Source organism: Serratia ureilytica (assembly GCF_017309605.1).
GTDB lineage: Bacteria > Pseudomonadota > Gammaproteobacteria > Enterobacterales > Enterobacteriaceae > Serratia > Serratia ureilytica.
The window spans coordinates 3,542,525-3,556,382 of the sequence record NZ_CP071320.1 but is presented as its reverse complement, the minus strand read 5'-3'; the positions used below and the strand labels follow the sequence as shown (position 1 = coordinate 3,556,382).

Annotated in this window: 14 protein-coding genes; 10 read left to right on the top strand and 4 right to left on the bottom strand. The window is 62.8% G+C overall.

What is annotated here, in order from left to right; translation table 11 throughout:
* Positions 1–8 precede the first annotated feature (8 nt).
* The gene (locus tag J0X03_RS16695; protein ID WP_101453379.1) at positions 9–1,445 is read right to left on the bottom strand and encodes an aminotransferase-like domain-containing protein; all 1,437 of its coding nucleotides are present in this window, start codon (positions 1,443–1,445) and stop codon (positions 9–11) included.
* 180 nt (positions 1,446–1,625) lie between these two features.
* Between J0X03_RS16695 and J0X03_RS16690 the strand changes: the two genes are divergently transcribed.
* From J0X03_RS16690 to J0X03_RS16680, 3 genes are all read left to right on the top strand, one after another.
* Positions 1,626–1,808: a DUF1127 domain-containing protein gene (locus tag J0X03_RS16690; RefSeq protein WP_071845081.1), complete on the top strand. Its 183-nt coding sequence runs from the start codon at positions 1,626–1,628 to the stop codon at positions 1,806–1,808.
* A gap of 9 nt (positions 1,809–1,817) precedes the next feature.
* Positions 1,818–2,441 carry a glutathione S-transferase family protein gene (locus J0X03_RS16685; protein ID WP_047572213.1) on the top strand — a complete coding sequence of 208 codons (624 nt, stop codon included), beginning with the start codon at positions 1,818–1,820 and terminating at the stop codon, positions 2,439–2,441.
* Positions 2,442–2,669: 228 nt separating this feature from the next.
* Positions 2,670–3,800 (top strand): Gfo/Idh/MocA family protein, encoded by a 1,131-nt coding sequence (locus tag J0X03_RS16680; protein ID WP_033642347.1) that lies wholly within the window; start codon positions 2,670–2,672, stop codon positions 3,798–3,800.
* A 101-nt stretch (positions 3,801–3,901) separates the two neighbouring features.
* On the opposite strand, the gene J0X03_RS16675 is transcribed toward J0X03_RS16680, so the two are convergent.
* The 3 genes from J0X03_RS16675 to J0X03_RS16665 are packed head-to-tail and all read right to left on the bottom strand — an operon-like array spanning position 3,902 to position 7,033.
* Entirely contained in the window at positions 3,902–5,773 is a 1,872-nt protein-coding gene (locus J0X03_RS16675; RefSeq protein ID WP_033652684.1) for an amidohydrolase, read from the bottom strand.
* Positions 5,774–5,794: 21 nt separating this feature from the next.
* On the bottom strand, positions 5,795–6,340 hold the full coding sequence (locus tag J0X03_RS16670) for an antibiotic biosynthesis monooxygenase (protein ID WP_033652685.1): 546 nt from the start codon (positions 6,338–6,340) through the stop codon (positions 5,795–5,797).
* Between the two features lie 48 nt (positions 6,341–6,388).
* Entirely contained in the window at positions 6,389–7,033 is a 645-nt protein-coding gene (locus tag J0X03_RS16665; RefSeq protein WP_160204109.1) for a hydrolase, read from the bottom strand.
* Between the two features lie 140 nt (positions 7,034–7,173).
* Between J0X03_RS16665 and J0X03_RS16660 the strand changes: the two genes are divergently transcribed.
* The 7 genes from J0X03_RS16660 to J0X03_RS16630 all read left to right on the top strand — a co-directional run bounded on the left by J0X03_RS16660 (position 7,174) and on the right by J0X03_RS16630 (position 13,830).
* The gene (locus J0X03_RS16660) at positions 7,174–8,085 is read left to right on the top strand and encodes a LysR substrate-binding domain-containing protein (RefSeq protein WP_042783950.1); all 912 of its coding nucleotides are present in this window, start codon (positions 7,174–7,176) and stop codon (positions 8,083–8,085) included.
* 41 nt (positions 8,086–8,126) lie between these two features.
* The gene (locus J0X03_RS16655) at positions 8,127–8,501 is read left to right on the top strand and encodes a cell envelope integrity TolA C-terminal domain-containing protein (RefSeq protein WP_047572209.1); all 375 of its coding nucleotides are present in this window, start codon (positions 8,127–8,129) and stop codon (positions 8,499–8,501) included.
* Positions 8,502–8,904: 403 nt separating this feature from the next.
* Positions 8,905–9,963 (top strand): fatty acid desaturase, encoded by a 1,059-nt coding sequence (locus tag J0X03_RS16650; protein ID WP_160204110.1) that lies wholly within the window; start codon positions 8,905–8,907, stop codon positions 9,961–9,963.
* 13 nt (positions 9,964–9,976) lie between these two features.
* On the top strand, positions 9,977–10,906 hold the full coding sequence (osmF, locus tag J0X03_RS16645; RefSeq protein WP_160204111.1) for a glycine betaine ABC transporter substrate-binding protein OsmF: 930 nt from the start codon (positions 9,977–9,979) through the stop codon (positions 10,904–10,906).
* Positions 10,907–10,967: 61 nt separating this feature from the next.
* Positions 10,968–12,128 (top strand): ABC transporter permease, encoded by a 1,161-nt coding sequence (locus J0X03_RS16640; RefSeq protein ID WP_072628081.1) that lies wholly within the window; start codon positions 10,968–10,970, stop codon positions 12,126–12,128.
* A complete protein-coding gene (locus J0X03_RS16635) occupies positions 12,125–13,060 on the top strand; it encodes an ABC transporter ATP-binding protein (RefSeq protein ID WP_033650524.1) in 936 nt (311 codons plus the stop codon). The genes J0X03_RS16640 and J0X03_RS16635 overlap by 4 nt, the downstream gene beginning before the upstream one ends.
* Positions 13,057–13,830 carry an ABC transporter permease gene (locus J0X03_RS16630; RefSeq protein WP_046896907.1) on the top strand — a complete coding sequence of 258 codons (774 nt, stop codon included), beginning with the start codon at positions 13,057–13,059 and terminating at the stop codon, positions 13,828–13,830. The genes J0X03_RS16635 and J0X03_RS16630 overlap by 4 nt, the downstream gene beginning before the upstream one ends.
* The last annotated feature ends 28 nt before the right edge of the window (positions 13,831–13,858 follow it).

Below are 13,858 nucleotides of genomic sequence, written 5' to 3'. Positions count from 1 at the left end.
GTCAAGATTTAATCCGATTGCGCCAAACTGTCGCTCGGCATCAGCGCCTGGATGGTGGCGCCGACCCGTTGTACCGCCTGTTCGATCTCCGTCGTCAGCGTCGGCGCATAGTTGATGCGCAGACAGTTGCGGTACTTGCCGGCGGCGGAAAAAATGCTGCCGACGGCGATTTGCACGCCTTGCTGTTCAAGATGGCGGTTCAGCCGCAGGGTGTCGAACGCCTCGTCCAGTTCGATCCACAGCATAAAACCGCCGCGCGGCCGGCTGACGCGGGTGCCGGCCGGGAAGTATTTCAGGATCAGATCGGTCATGCGGTCGCGGTTTTGCTGGTAGCGGGCGCGCATGCGCCGCAGGTGCTTCAGATAGTGCCCGCCGCGGATGAAGTCGGCGATCGCCAGCTGCGGCTGCGTGGCGGTGGCGCCGGAGCCGATGAACTTCATGTGCAGCACCCGCTCCAGATAACGGCCGGGCGCGATCCAGCCCACGCGCAGCCCCGGCGCCAGCGTTTTGGAAAACGAGCTGCACAGCAGCACGCGGCCATCTTCGTCGAACGATTTGATGGTGCGCGGCCGCGGGTAGTGATAGGCGATGTCGCCGTAAACGTCATCCTCGATGATCGCCGCGTCGTGGCGCTGCGCCAGCGTCAGCAGCCGCTGTTTATGGGCGTCGGGCATGATGTAGCCCAGTGGGTTGTTGCAGTTGGGCGTCAGCAGGACGGCCTTGACCGGCCACTGTTCCAGCGCCATCTCCAGTGCCGCCAGGCTCACGCCGGTCAGCGGATCGGTGGGGATTTCCAGCGCTTTGATGCCCAATCCCTTCAGCGTTTGCATGGTGCCGTGGAAACAGGGGGAATCGACCGCCACGATGTCGCCGGGTTGGCAAACGGCGCGCAGCCCGGCGGAGATCGCTTCCTGACAGCCGGTGGTGATCAGCAACTGATCGGCGCCGATTTGGCAGCCGGAATCCAGCAGCAGGCGAGCGATCTGTTCGCGCAGCGCGGTCACGCCCTGGATGCTGTCGTAATACAGGCTGCGCAAGTCGCCGTGACGGGCGGCGTTGCGCAGGGCGACGATCAGCGGTTTCATCGTCGGCTCGGCGATGTCCGGCATGCCGCGCCCCAGTTGGATCAGGCCCTCGCGCGGCCGGGTGCGCACCAGTTCCAGCACCTGTTCCCATTGCGAAATGTCCACCGGCCGCTGCGTCGGCGCCGTCATGGCGGGCAGCTCGGCCTGCGTGCGCTGCGCATGCACGAAGTAGCCCGATTTCGGTCGCGCTTCCACCAGGCGCTGTTCTTCCAGCAGGCGGTAGGCTTGTTGCACCGTGCTGATGCTGACGCCGTGTTCCAGGCTCAGCGCGCGCACCGAAGGCAAGCGGTGGCCGACCGGATACAGCCCTTGCTGAATGCGTTGGCTGAGAATGGCGGCCAGCGTGGCGTAGCGTGTCATACAGATATCCCTCATCAGGAAAAGTAACCGAAAAACCGGTACAGATGCCTCAAAAGTAAACCATTCAGCGCATTTTGGTATGCAGCTGTATGAAAAAAATAACGCTAACGTGCATCTGTATTGTTTTTTGCCCGGCGCGCATCATCACAACAAGGCGAAAACATCAGGGGGAATAATAAGATGGCTCTGTTTGATGGCATGACGACGTGGCGACGGGGAGGCTGGTCACGCTGGCGTTGGTATTTGTTGCGTCGCAGAACGCGCAGAGAGTTACTGCTGCTGAACGACAGGCAACTGGCGGATATCGGCCTGACGCGGGCGGATGCCTGGCGGGAAGGGTATAAACCGTTCTGGAGAGAATAAGGAAAGCGGATGCTGAAATTATTGGGCAAAGCCTCATCGATCAACGTGCGCAAGGTGCTGTGGACCAGCCATGAGCTGGGGCTGACGCTGGAACGGGAAGACTGGGGCAGCGGCTTTCGCTCCACGCAGGAACCCGAGTTTTTGGCGCTCAATCCCAACGGCCTGGTGCCGGTGCTGATCGACGGCGCACGGGTGCTGTGGGAATCGAACACCATTTGCCGCTATCTGGCGGGGCGGGAAGGGCGCCGCGATCTGCTGCCGCAGGAACCCGGCGCGCGCGCGGCGGTGGAGATGTGGATGGACTGGCAGGCCACCGATCTGAACGGCGCCTGGCGCTATGTGTTCATGTCGCGCGTGCGCGGGCATGCGGATTACCAGGATGCCGCCAGCCTGGCCGCCGCCGAGCGCGAGTGGAATCGGCTGATGGGCTTGCTGGATGCGCATTTGGCGCAGCACGGCCCTTACGCCGCCGGCGCTGCCTTCACGCTGGCGGACGTAGTGCTGGGGCTGTCGCTCAACCGCTGGCTGATGACGCCGTTCGAGCGGCCGGAGTATGCGGGGCTGGCGGCCTATCAGCAGCGCCTGCTGCAACGCCCTGGCTACGTTCAGCACGGTGCCAACGGTTTACCGTAATATGAAATAAATGATTCATTTTACCTTATCCGGATACGGCAACGCCGCGTTCGGATTTTCCTTTTTGCATCATCCTGTCAACGTTTCATGAACGACATCACGAATCCGAACTTTCTTTTTTCGTGCGCTTGTTATTGAAATTTATATTCCATATAAAACCGTTATCAGCTGGCGCGTTTCACTCAGGGCGCCGGGTTTCAGGCAAGATTTCGGTCACGGGAGAGGATGATGAAACAGGTACGCGTTGGATTAATCGGCACCGGCTATATCGGGCGTTGTCACGCTATCGCTTATGCGCAGGCCCCCACGGTCTTTCCCCTTAAAGGGGATCTGGTGCTGGAGATGTTGGCGGAGGTGACGCCCGAGCTGGCGGCGCAACGCGCGGCCGAGTTCGGCTTTGCGCGTTCGACCGGCGACTGGCGGCAGCTGGTGGCCGATCCGGCGATCGACGTGGTGGACATCTGCGCCCCCAACTTCTTGCACAAAGAGATGGCGCTGGCGGCGATCCGCCACGGCAAGCACGTGTATTCGGAAAAACCGCTGGCGCTGGACGCCGCCGACGCGGCGGAGATGGTGCAGGCCGCCCGCGCCAAGGGGGTGAAAACGCTGGTGGGTTTCAACTACATGAAAAACCCCACCAGCCAGCTGGCGCGCGAGATCATCGCCAACGGCGAAATCGGCGAGGTGGTGCATTTTTACGGCACCCACAATGAGGATTACCTGGCCGACCCGCGCACGCCGATCGACTGGCACTGCCGCCGCGCCAGCGCCGGGCTGGGCGCGTTGGGGGATCTGGCGGCGCACATCGTCAATATGGCGCACTACCTGGTGGGCGATATCGTGGCGGTCTCTGGCGATATGCAGACCGTGATCAAACAGCGGCCGGATCCGCAAGACCCGTCGCGTATGCATCCGGTGGAAAACGAAGATCAGGCCAGTGCGCTGCTGCGTTTCGCCGGCGGGGCGATGGGCACTATCGAAACGTCGCGCATCGCCTGCGGGCGCAAGATGGGGCTGACCTATGTGGTTACCGGCACCAAAGGCACGCTGAGTTATACCCAGGAACGGATGGCCGAACTGAAGCTGTATCGGCACGATGAACCGGCGGAGCGGCAGGGGTTCAAGACGTTGCTGGTGGGGCCGAAGCACCCGGACTATGCGGCGTTTTGCATCAGCGCTGGGCACGGCATTGGTTTTAACGATCAGAAGACGGTGGAGATCCGCGATCTGGTCAACGGCATCGCCGCGGGCGATCGCATGTGGCCGGACTTTGAAGAGGGCTGGAAGGTGTCGTGCGTGCTGGACGCGATAGCCGCCTCCGCCGAGCAGCGGCGCTGGCTGGAGATCAACCGCGATTGAAAAGGAAATGGCGCTCTCCGCGGACAGCGCCATTAATTTATTATGTTGTTAGCTTAATAGCTTATTAAATTAATTTTATAATAAGTTACTGGCTTGATAACTTAGAACGAGAAACACGAACAGCCGAACGCGCCCCAGAAGGCATTCTCGTCCGACACCGGGATGCTGGAGCGGCGCGCGATGTCATGCTGGTGCGCGTGCACGCCGCACGGGCCGCAGCATTGGTGCGCCTGGCTCACTACCCCGACGCGGGCCGCCGCCGACGGCGGCGCGGAGCGGTAATGGCCCGGCACCTGGGTGACCGGCGACCACTCCGGCAGCACCGGCAGCGGCGGCGGCGCCAGCGGCGAGAAGCTGCCGGCGGCGTAGACCACCTTGCCGTCCACCACCGTCATTACCGACTCGATGCCTTTGATCTGCTCTTCCGGCACGCTGAAGTAGTCCTGCGACAGCACCGCCAAATCCGCCAGTTGGCCGACCTTGATCTGGCCTTTCTTGCCCTGTTCGGTGGAGAACCAGGCGCTGCCCTGGGTCCACAGCATCAGCGCCGTTTCGCGATCCAGCCGGGCGCTGTCGTCGTACATCGCCATGCCGCCGACGGTGCGGCCGGAGACCAGCCAGTACAGCGCCGTCCACGGGTTGTAGCTGGCGACGCGGGTGGCGTCGGTGCCCAGCCCGACCGGCAGCTCGGCCGCCAACATTTTCGCTACCGGCGGCGTATGTTTGGTGGCTTCGATGCCGTAGCGGTCGGCGAAATATTCCCCCTGGAACGCCATGCGGTGCTGGACCGCAATGCCGCCGCCCAGCGCCTTGACGCGCTCGATATTGCGTTCGGTAATGGTTTCGGCGTGGTCGAACAGCCAGTGCAGGCCGTTGAACGGAATATCGCGGTTCACCTTCTCGAACACGTCCAGCATGCGGCTGATGGATTCGTCATAGGTGGCGTGCAGGCGGAACGGCCAGCGGTGCTCAACCAGATGGCGCACCACCCGCTCCAGCTCGTCTTCGGTGCCCGGCGGCAGATCCGGGCGCGGCTGCAGGAAGTCTTCGAAGTCGGCGGCGGAAAACACCAGCATCTCGCCGGCGCCGTTGTGGCGATAGAAGTCGGTGCCCTGGCCCGGCTTGAGCATGTCGGTCCACAGCTCGAAGTCTTCCAGTTCCTGCTTCGGCCGCTGGGTGAACAGGTTATAGGCGATGCGGATGGTCAGCTGCTTTTTCTCGTGCAGCTCGGCGATCACCTGATAATCCTCCGGGTAGTTCTGGAAACCGCCGCCGGCGTCGATGGCGCTGGTGAGGCCGAGGCGGTTCAGCTCACGCATAAACTGGCGGGTGGAGTTGACCTGCTGTTCCAGCGGCAGCTTCGGCCCTTTCGCCAGCGTGGCGTACAGGATCATGGCGTTGGGTTTGGCGATCAGCATGCCGGTCGGGTTGCCGTTGGCGTCGCGCTGGATCTCGCCGCCCGGCGGGTTCGGCGTGTCTTTGGTGTAGCCGACTACCTTCAGCGCCGCGCGGTTGAGCAGCGCGCGATCGTATAAATGCAGAATAAATACCGGCGTGTCCGGCGCCGCCTGGTTGATTTCGTCCAGCGTCGGCATGCGGCGTTCGGCAAACTGGAACTCGGTCCAGCCGCCGACCACCCGCACCCATTGCGGGCTCGGCGTGCGCAGCGCCTGCTCTTTCAACATGCGCAGCGCGTCGGCCAGCGAAGGCACGCCTTCCCAGCGCAGCTCCAGGTTGTAGTTCAGGCCGCCGCGGATCAGGTGCAGGTGCGAGTCGTTCAGGCCCGGAATGGCGGTGTGGCCGTGCAGATCGATCACCTGGGTTTCCGGCCCGGCGTGTTGCATGACTTCGGCTTCGCTGCCGACCGCCAGAAACTTGCCGTCGCGAATGGCGACCGCCTGCGCAGTGAGGTTTTGGCGGTCAACGGTGTGAAATTTGCCGTTGGTGAGGATCAATGAAGCGTGGTGGTTCATAACATTCTCCCGGCGAACCGCCTAGCGGCGGATCAGCCATTGATGAAAAACGCGAGTCACGATGGGCATCCACAGGTACACCACCAGGGCGACCACGGTGGCGTCATTGAGAAAATGGCCGAGCAGCGTGCCGTTCAACTGCGGCAGCGCCAGCCCCCAAAACCAGGGCACCAGATTGGTGGAAGGGAAGATCACCAGCAGGGTGATGATGAACTGCTTCCACTGGGGCGGTTGGCGCACGCCGGGGTTGGGCGGGGTAAACCAGAACTCCGCGCCGGGGCGGATCTCGATATGGTCATTCTCCAGCAACAGCGGAGTGACTTCTTCGATGTATTGCTTGCGCAGCGGCGAGTTGAGCCAGCGGTAGAGATTATCGACATTGTCGAAGCGGACCAGCACCGTATAGGCCTGTTCGCTGTCGGATGGGCGGATGACGTTGACGCCCAGATGGCCGGTGAAGCCCGCGGCGTCCGGCATGATGCGGTTCAGCCAGGCCTCATAGGCCTGCTCGTTCCCCGGCGCCAAACGGTGGGTGATCACCAGCGTGACATGCTGCGGATGGGCCATAAAACCGACTCCTGAAAATACCCCGGCGCGGGGCCGGGGCAGGGGGAATTATTTCACCGTGCGGGCCGGTGCGTGGTGCACCATGGTGTAAGCGTAGTCGACGCCCATGCCGTACGCGCCGCTGTGTTCGCGCACCAGCGCCATCACCGCGTCGTAGGTGTCTTTGCGCGCCCAGTCGCGTTGGTACTCCAGCAGCACCTGCTGCCAGGTCACCGGTACGGCGCCGGCCTGCACCATGCGATCGATCGAGCGCTCGTGCGCATCGACGGAGGTGCCGCCGGAGGTGTCGGTCACCACATACACTTCATAGCCGGCTTCCAGCGCCATCAGCGCCGGGAAGGTCAGGCACACTTCGGTCCACAGCGCGGAGATCACCAGCTTTTTGCGGCCGGTGGCTTCCACGGCTTTGACGAAGGCCGCGTCTTCCCAGGAGTTCATCGAGGTGCGTTCAATCGGGGTGATTTCAGGGTGTACCGCCAGCAGCTCCGGCCAGATATAGCCGCTGAAGCTTTCGGTTTCGACCGAGGTGAAAAGGGTAGGAACGTTGAAAATCTTGCCTGCCTTCGCCAAACCAACAACGTTGTTTTTCAGTTGCTGACGATCAATATTAGCCACGCCGAAGGCCATTTGCGGTTGATGATCGATAAAAATCAGTACGGAGTTGTCTTTATCAAGCAGTTGAAACTTGGACATAATTTACCTTCCCAGTGATATTTCGGTTGAACATCTGATGAGTGTAACGCCGATAAAACCCATGGTAGGCAGAGGGCGATTTCAAAGATACCGCAGAATTTTTGCCGACTTGTTGAGTTTTTTTATACACGGGAGAAAACATGAGATTAAACCTGGAAGCGCTGCTGATTTTGGATGCGCTGGACCGGCACGGATCTTTCGCCGCCGCGGCCGCCGCACTGTTTAAAACCCCTTCGGCACTGAGCTATATGGTGCAAAAGCTCGAGAACGATCTCGACATCACCCTGCTCGATCGCTCCGGCCATCGGGCGAAGTTCACCGATACCGGCAAGCTGATGCTGGAAAAAGGGCGGGTGCTGCTGCGCGCGGCGCAGGATCTGGAACAGCAGGCGCGCTATGTCGAAAACGGCTGGGAAAGCGAGATCACGCTCGGGATCGACGCCTCCTTCCCGTTTGCCCGCCTGTTGCCGCTGATAGAAGAGTTCTACCGGCAGCATCACCATACCCGGCTGCGCTTCAGCCACGAGGTGCTGGCCGGCTCCTGGGAGTCGCTGGTTTACGGCTGCGCCGACATTATTATCGGCGCCATCTGCGAGCCGCCGTCGCGGGTGGGCTATGCGTTCAGCCGCCTGGGGCAGCTGGATTACGTGTTCGCCGTCGCGCCGCAGCATCCGCTGGCCGCGCTGCCGGAACCGTTGCCGAAGGATGAGATCCGTCAGCACCGGGCGGTGGTGGTGCGCGATACCTCGCGCGTCAACGCGCCGCAGAGCCTGAACCTGCTGGAAGAGCAAGACACGCTGACGGTCTTCGGCTTCGACGCCAAACTGCAGGCGCAGTTGGCCGGGCTGGGCTGCGGCTATCTGCCGCGCGCCTTGGCGGAACCTTACCTGAACAGCGGCGAACTGGTGGCGAAACGCGTCGAATCGGAACGTTGCAGCGACATCGCCTACTTCGGCTGGCGGGAAAGCGCCAGCGGCCTGGCGGCCAAGTGGTGGCGCGAGCGGCTGCAGCGTTACGCAGATGACGGTGAGGCTTACCCAGCGGCGCAGTAAGGGCGCTCGATAAAGATTAATCCCCAATAAGGACATAGGGAATGAAAAAGACACTAAGCCTGTTGGCGCTGTTACTGTTGAGCGGCTGCGGCGCGGGCGCCGGGCGTCAGGCCGGCACCCCCTTGCCGTCGCCGCAGACCGAGGCGCCGGTTGCGGCGCCGCTCAGCTATCCGGTGCGGGTGCATAACGCGGTGAGCCGCGAGCTGCGTTTGCCGGAGCATGCGCGCGGCCAACGCTGCACCATCAGCATCCGTCTGCGGCCGGACGGGAAACTGGCGAGCAGCAAGATCGTAAGAGGCGATGCGCCCCTGTGCGCGGCGGCCAACGCGGCGGTGCAGCGCGCGCAGTTTCCGCCGATGGCCAGCGCCACTGAATACGCGTTGTTCAACGCCGTGGTGCTCGATTTCGTTCCCTGAAGGGATGTGACCGACGGGCTGCCTGCGCGGCTAATGCTTGTCAGTTAGCGTTTTTTGAAGTACTCGTGATGTTTTCGGTCGATAAATGAGAGGTGCATCATGAGGCTCCTGCGCCTCGACCGAGCCAGGGGCCGCGCCTTCGGCCCCTCCAATTGCCGTTCATATTGGCCGCAAATAAATGCGGGACATTTACGGCAATTCAGGCTACACAAAACACACAAAGATGGGATAAAAAATGCCAGTCAGGTTTAACTGACTGATATCACCGCCTGCGCGGCCCGTTTTTTCGCTTTGACGCGTACGCAACCCGCTGAATTTTCACTTAGCTTTGCCATTTTCGTTATTTTGAACGTCACTGCGGCTCACGGATACTGGGGGAAAATCCCCAACCGCGAGCCGCAGCATGCCCCACGCCCACTATTTGCACCCCGAACAACGCGACCGGATCCGGCGGCTTTATCAGCGTTGGCACTGGCGGCTAGAACTGCCCACCTGGGGGATCATGGCGGCGGTGTACGGCGGCTGGTTTGGCGTGGCGCATTATTGGCAGGCGCTGGGCCCGTGGCTTGGCACGCCGCTGCTGATCCTGCTGACCACCGGGTATATGTCGCTGCAGCATGAGCTGATCCACGGCCATCCGACGCGCCGGCCGCGCGTCAATCAGCTGTTCGGCCTGTTGCCGCTGGCGGTGTGGTATCCCTACGGGCTGTATCGCGATTCGCATCTGCGCCACCATCGCAATGAACACCTGACCGATCCGCACGAAGATCCCGAAAGCTACTACTTCAGCGCCGCGCAGTGGCGGCGTTATCCCCGCCTGTTGCCGCTGCTGGCCGCCGTGCGCAATACGCTGATCGGCCGGGTGCTCCTCGGCCCGGCGCTGGATATCGCCGCGACCCTGGCCGGGGCGGTGAAAGCGCTCGCCGGAGGGGAGTGGCGCGCCTGGGCGAGGTGGTTGGTGCACCTGTCGCTGTTGGCGGTGCTGCTGCACTGGCTGCAGATGCAGGGTATCGGTACGGCGTTTTATCTGTTGGCCATCAGCTACCCGGCGCTGGCGCTGACCAAGGTGAGATCGTTTTTTGAGCATCGCGCCGTGGACGCACCGCAGGCACGTTCTATTATTAATGAGGCGGGCTGGCCGTGGCGGCTGTTGTTTCTCAATCTGAACTACCATTTAGTGCATCACGATCTGCCCGGCCTGCCCTGGTATGGTTTGCGCGAAGTCTATCTGGCGGAACGCGAAGCGTATCAGCGCCGCAGCCAGGGATTTGTCGCGCAAGGCTACGGCGAGTGGCTGCGCGATTACGCGCTGACGCCGATCGACGTCTGCGTGCATCCGCTGAGCGCCGGCGAACGGCGGGAGGAACGCGGTGCCCGGCCGAAGAAAAACTTTATTGCGCGCTGGAAGCGCGTTTCTCAGGATTTTCCAACCGAACTGGCCCATGAGCCGGAAAACATATAACCAGAGGAAAAGTATGGCAATCACCTTATCACGCGGACGTTCCTTTGCCATCGCGCTGGCTCTGCTGGCCACCGGCGGCCTGGCGCAGGCGGCCGACTCGGTACGCGTCGGCTCCAAGATCGATACCGAAGGTTCGCTGCTCGGCAACCTCATCGTGCAGGTGCTGGAAGCCAACGGCATCAAAACCACCAACAAACTGCAGCTCGGCACTACCAAGGTACTGCGCGGCGCCATTACCTCCGGTGAGATCGACATTTACCCGGAGTACACCGGCAACGGCGCGTTTTTCTTCTCCGATGAGAAAGATCCGGCATGGAAGAACGCCCAGGCTGGCTTCGAGAAGGTGAAGCAGCTCGACTACGACAAAAACAAAATCGTCTGGTTGGACGCGGCGCCAGCCAACAATACCTGGACTATCGCCATTCGGCAGGACGTGGCGGACGCCAACCATCTCAAAACGCTGGCGGATCTCGGCAAGTGGATCAACGGCGGGGGCAAGTTCAAGCTGGCGGCCTCGGCGGAGTTTATCGGGCGGCCGGATGCGCTGCCGGCGTTCCAGAACGCCTACGGTTTCAAGCTGAATCAGGATCAGCTGCTGTCATTGGCCGGCGGCGACACGGCGGTGACCATCAAGGCGGCGGCGGAGCAGACCTCCGGCGTCAACGCGGCGATGGCCTACGGCACCGATGGCCCGGTGGCGGCGCTGGGGTTGCAAACGCTGGCGGACCCGAAAGGCGTACAACCCATCTACGCGCCGGCGCCGATCGTGCGCGAAGCGGCGCTGAAAGCGCACGCCAATCTGCCTGAACTGCTGAAACCGGTGTTCGCCTCGCTGGACGGGCCGACGCTGCAAAAGCTCAACGCGCAGATCGCAGTGGAAGGCCAGGACGCCAAACAGGTGGCGGCCGCTTACCTGAAAGAGAAAGGATTTGTTAAGGGATAACGCCGAGGTGCCCCCTCTTGCTACGGGAGAGGGGGAAAACCGATGGCGCCGGAGAGTTTCTTTGACTATTGCCGTAAAACATCGCGTGTTGTTAACGCTGTTCGTGCTGTTGCTGCTGGCCGCCTTCGGCCTGCCGTTCCTCAGTTATGCCCCCAATCGTCTGCTGTCGGGTAAAAGCCTGTCCTTATTCTCCCTGCTGCACGGCCCGGCGCTGTGGCTGCTGTTGCCGCTGGCGGCGTTGGCGATCCTCAGCCTGTTGCCGCCGACGCGGGGGCGTGCGCTGTTGACGGCGCTGGCCGCCTGCGGGGTGCTGACGCTGGTCTTTTGGATCGGCGGACAGGCCGCCGAACGCCTGGCGCAGGAGGGATCGCGCCTGGCGCGCACCTCTTGGGGCAGCGGTGCCTGGCTGACGATGGCGCTGAGCCTGCTGATCGCCGCCGACGCCATGACGCGCCTCACCGCGTCGCACCTGCGGCGAATGCTCGGCAACGCGCTGGTGCTGGTGCCGCCGGCGCTGCTGCTGTTCGGCCATCAGCTCGATCAGCTGTCGCTGCTGAAGGAGTACCACAATCGCCAGGAGGTGTTTGACGCCGCGCTGCTGCAGCACCTGACCATTCTGCTGGCGACGATGGCGCCGGCGCTGGCGATCGGCGTGCCGCTCGGGGTGCTGTGTTTTCGCTCCGAGCGCTGGCAGAGGCCGATCTTTTCCGCGCTGAACATTATCCAGACCGTGCCTTCCATCGCGCTGTTCGGCCTGCTGATCGCGCCGCTGGCGGGGCTGGCGGCGGCGGTGCCCTGGCTGGCGGAACACGGCGTCAGCGGCATCGGCATGGCGCCGGCGATCGTGGCGCTGGTGCTGTACGCGCTGTTGCCGCTGGTGCGCAGCGTGGTGGCGGGGCTGCAGAGCGTGCCGGCCGGGGTGATTGAATCCGCCACCGGCATGGGGCTGACGCGCGGGCAGATCTTCCTGCGCGTGCAACTGCCGTTGGCGTTGCCGCTGTTCCTGACCGGCGTGCGCATCCTGGCGGTGCAAACCGTCGGCATGGCGGTGGTGGCGGCGCTGATCGGCGCTGGCGGCTTTGGCGCCATCGTGTTTCAGGGGCTGCTCAGCAGCGCGCTGGATCTGGTTCTGCTGGGGGTGATCCCGGTGGTCATGATGGCGGTCATCGTCGATTCGCTGTTTAAATTTTGGGTTTCAATCCTGGACGTATCGCGCCGATGATTCACTTTGAGCAAGTCAGCAAAATTTTTCAGGGCAAGCCGGCGGTGGACGATCTCACGCTGCACATCGCCGAGGGCGAATTCACCGTGTTGATCGGCACCTCAGGTTCCGGCAAGTCCACGACATTAAAAATGATCAACCGCCTGATCGAACACGATCGGGGCAAGATTCTCTTTGCCGGCGAAGAGATCCAGTCGTTTAAACCGCAGGATCTGCGGCGGCGCATGGGTTATGCGATCCAATCGATCGGCCTGTTTCCACATTGGACGGTGGAGGAGAACATCGCCACCGTGCCGCAGCTGCTGAAATGGCCGCGCGCGCGCATTCGCGATCGGGTTACCGAGTTGCTGGAGCTGCTGCACCTGGAACCGGAGCTGTTTCGTCGCCGCTACCCGCACCAGCTTTCCGGCGGGCAGCAGCAGCGGGTCGGAGTGGCGCGCGCGCTCGCCGCCGATCCCGAGGTGTTGTTGATGGACGAACCGTTCGGCGCGTTGGATCCGGTCACCCGCGCGGCGCTGCAGGCGGAGATCGCCCGCATTCATCAGATCTCGGGCCGTACCATTGTGCTGGTGACGCACGACATCGACGAGGCGTTGAGCCTGGCGGATCGTCTGGTGCTGCTCGATCAGGGGCGGGTGGTGCAACAGGGCACGCCGCTGACGCTGTTGACCGCCCCGGCCAACGACTTCGTGCGTGACTTCTTCGGGCGCAGCGATCGCGGCATCAAGCTGCTGTCGCTGGGGACGGTGGCGGAGCGGGTGCGGCCCGGTGTCGCCGGGGGCGAACCGATCGCCGCTGCCATGAGCCTGCGCGAGGCGCTGTCGGTGTTCGTGGCGCGCGGCAGCGACTGCCTGCCGGTGGTGGATGAACGGGGCGAAGCGTTGGGGGTTCTGCACTTCCACGATCTGATCGCCGGGCAGGCGCTGTCATGAGCGGGCGTCTCTGGCGCCTGCTGCGCGATCCGCTGCCCTGGACGCTGGCGCTGCTGTTGGCGCTGGTGTTCGGTATGGATCATCTGCGCGGTCTGTTTGCCGCCTGGTTCCCCGATCTGGACCGGCCCATTTATCAGCAGGACAGCTTTATCGCGCTGGTGGGGGCGCACCTGTCGCTGGTGGCGATCTCCAGCCTGATTGCGGTGGCTCTCGGCGTGGCGGCGGGCGTCGCCGTGACCCGACGCGGCGGCCGGGAGTTTCGTTCGCTGCTGGAAACGGTGGTGGCGGTGGGGCAGACCTTCCCGCCGGTGGCGGTGTTGGCGGTGGCGGTGCCGGTGATGGGCTTCAGCGAGCAGCCGGCGATCATCGCGCTGGTGCTGTACGGCTTGCTGCCGATCCTGCAGGGCACGCTGGCGGGCATCGAATCGGTGCCGCCCGCCACGCGCGAGATCGCCCGCGGCGTGGGGATGAGCGCCTGGCAAATACTGTGGCGGGTTGAACTGCCGCTGGCGGCGCCGGTGATTGTCGCCGGGATCCGCACGTCGGTGATCATCAACATCGGCACGGCGGCCATCGCTTCCACCGTCGGTACCAAAACGCTCGGTTCGCCGATCATCATCGGCCTAACCGGGTTTAACACCGCCTATGTGATCCAGGGCGCGGCGGTTGTGGCGTTGTTGGCTATTATCACCGATATGCTGTTCGAACGTTGGGTGCGTTATCTCACCGCCTGGCGTCAGCAGACGCTGGCGGCCACTCCGGCGGGGTAAGGGGGAAATGATGCAGGTGTCTCTACCG

Excerpts from the sequence above, each read along its gene's own strand:
- J0X03_RS16695 (WP_101453379.1), bottom strand. The coding sequence starts at position 1,445 with ATGACACGCTACGCCACGCTGGCCGCCATTCTCAGCCAACGCATTCAG.
- J0X03_RS16690 (WP_071845081.1), top strand. The coding sequence starts at position 1,626 with ATGGCTCTGTTTGATGGCATGACGACGTGGCGACGGGGAGGCTGGTCA.
- J0X03_RS16685 (WP_047572213.1), top strand. The coding sequence starts at position 1,818 with ATGCTGAAATTATTGGGCAAAGCCTCATCGATCAACGTGCGCAAGGTG.
- J0X03_RS16680 (WP_033642347.1), top strand. The coding sequence starts at position 2,670 with ATGAAACAGGTACGCGTTGGATTAATCGGCACCGGCTATATCGGGCGT.
- J0X03_RS16675 (WP_033652684.1), bottom strand. The coding sequence starts at position 5,773 with ATGAACCACCACGCTTCATTGATCCTCACCAACGGCAAATTTCACACC.
- J0X03_RS16670 (WP_033652685.1), bottom strand. The coding sequence starts at position 6,340 with ATGGCCCATCCGCAGCATGTCACGCTGGTGATCACCCACCGTTTGGCG.
- J0X03_RS16665 (WP_160204109.1), bottom strand. The coding sequence starts at position 7,033 with ATGTCCAAGTTTCAACTGCTTGATAAAGACAACTCCGTACTGATTTTT.
- J0X03_RS16660 (WP_042783950.1), top strand. The coding sequence starts at position 7,174 with ATGAGATTAAACCTGGAAGCGCTGCTGATTTTGGATGCGCTGGACCGG.
- J0X03_RS16655 (WP_047572209.1), top strand. The coding sequence starts at position 8,127 with ATGAAAAAGACACTAAGCCTGTTGGCGCTGTTACTGTTGAGCGGCTGC.
- J0X03_RS16650 (WP_160204110.1), top strand. The coding sequence starts at position 8,905 with ATGCCCCACGCCCACTATTTGCACCCCGAACAACGCGACCGGATCCGG.
- osmF (WP_160204111.1), top strand. The coding sequence starts at position 9,977 with ATGGCAATCACCTTATCACGCGGACGTTCCTTTGCCATCGCGCTGGCT.
- J0X03_RS16635 (WP_033650524.1), top strand. The coding sequence starts at position 12,125 with ATGATTCACTTTGAGCAAGTCAGCAAAATTTTTCAGGGCAAGCCGGCG.
- J0X03_RS16630 (WP_046896907.1), top strand. The coding sequence starts at position 13,057 with ATGAGCGGGCGTCTCTGGCGCCTGCTGCGCGATCCGCTGCCCTGGACG.